Raw genomic sequence first — 1,850 nt, forward strand, 5'->3', positions numbered from 1 at the left:
CCATACAATAGTAAAATCCGGTTCAACTGAAGGTAACGCTATGGATACCGCAAATATTTTAAAGCCCTACCTACTAAAAGGTTCATTTAAATGTATAGGGGCCACAACCTATGAAGAGTATAAAAAATACTTAGAAAAAGACAAGGCTCTTTCTAGACGTTTTCAAAAAATTGAAGTAGAAGAGCCTACAGTCGATGAGGCAAAACAAATCATTAAAAATCTTATCTATTACTATGAGAACTTTCACTCAGTTAAATATACAGAGGGTGCAATTGATAAAGCAGTTGAATTATCACATCACTATATAAAAGATAGATTCTTGCCAGATAAAGCCTTAGATATCATTGATGAAGCAGGTGCATATGTAAAACTAAAGGAAGAAGAGAAAATAGTTAAAGAAAAGCACATAAAGAAAATTGTCACAAGTATCTCTAGAATAAAAATTGAAGAAACAAAGAAGGATGATATAAGCAGTTTAAGCGCTCTAGCTAATAACCTTAAAAAAGAGATATATGGTCAAGATGAGGCAATTGAAAGAGTTGTACAAATAATTAAAACCTCAAAAGCAGGCCTTACGGAAAAGACAAAACCAATAGGTTCATTCCTTTTCTGTGGCCCTACTGGTGTAGGTAAAACTGAGCTAGCTAAAAGACTTGCGCACCATATGCAGATGAATTTTTTACGCTTTGATATGAGTGAATACATGGAAAAACATGCTGTAGCAAAGTTGATCGGCTCACCCCCAGGCTATGTTGGCTATGATGAAGGGGGACAACTTATTGAACAAGTAAAAAGAAATCCCTATTCTGTACTATTATTAGATGAAATAGAAAAGGCTCATCCAGATATATACAACATATTGCTCCAGGTTATGGATTATGCAACACTCACTGATAATGCAGGCAGGAAGGCAGATTTTAGAAATTGTATTATCATAATGACAACAAATGCAGGTGCTAGAGAAATAAACTCAAATAATATAGGCTTTCTAGAAAAAACTGAGAATAATAGAAACACCCAAAATGCAATTAAGAGTGTTTTTAGCCCTGAATTTAGAAACAGGCTAGATTACATTATTACCTTTAACAAATTAGATATTGAAGAGATTAAAAGAATTGTTAGAAAATTTATTAGTGAGCTAAATACTATGCTTGATGAAAAAGGTGTAAGGGTTAGAATTACTGATAGGGCTGCAGAATATTTAGCAGAGAAAGGTTTTGATAAAACAATGGGCGCACGGCCGATAAAACGTTTAATAAATGAACAGATAAAGGTAAAACTCTCAGATGAAATCCTTTTTGGAAGGCTTAAAAATGGGGGCAGTGTCATTATAGATTATGATAAAGAGATTTGTTTTGTTGTAGATGAAAGATAGCGAGATAAACTTCCCAAATCCTTATCTTGCAGGTAGCAAAGAGATATTATATATAGGAGGTAATCTAAACCCAAAAAACCTAATAAAGGCATACTCTTTGGGCATTTTCCCATGGTATAATATAGGTGATCCTATACTTTGGTGGTGCCCTTTAGTTAGGCATGTCATTTTCATAAAAGATTTTCACATCCCTAAAACTATCAAAAAAACTATAAAAAAACACAACTACACTTTTAGTTTTAATAAAGATTTTATGGCTGTTATAAGTGGTTGTGCAACTGCCAAAAGAAATGATAGTGACACAACTTGGATAACTGATGAAATGATAGAAGGTTATTATAAACTCTTTTTAATGGGACGGGCTTTTTCAATTGAAGTGTGGGAAGATTCAGAGATTGTAGGAGGTCTTTATGGGGTAAAGATTGAAAAATATATCTCAGCAGAATCAATGTTCCATAAAAGAGATAATGCTTCA

The 1,850-nt window shown here is 33.2% G+C and carries 2 protein-coding genes; both read left to right on the forward strand.

Annotated features, from left to right (window positions below; translation table 11 throughout):
- The coding region (locus SVN78_10805) for an AAA family ATPase (protein ID MDY6822095.1) at positions 1–1,375 on the forward strand (1,375 nt) is incomplete at its 5' end.
- Positions 1,365–1,850 (forward strand): leucyl/phenylalanyl-tRNA--protein transferase (locus tag SVN78_10810; protein ID MDY6822096.1); only part of this gene is annotated, 486 nt, incomplete at its 3' end. The genes SVN78_10805 and SVN78_10810, both read left to right, overlap by 11 nt.

This window comes from Deferribacterota bacterium, from assembly GCA_034189185.1.
In the GTDB taxonomy this organism is placed as follows: Bacteria; Chrysiogenota; Deferribacteres; order Deferribacterales; family UBA228; genus UBA228.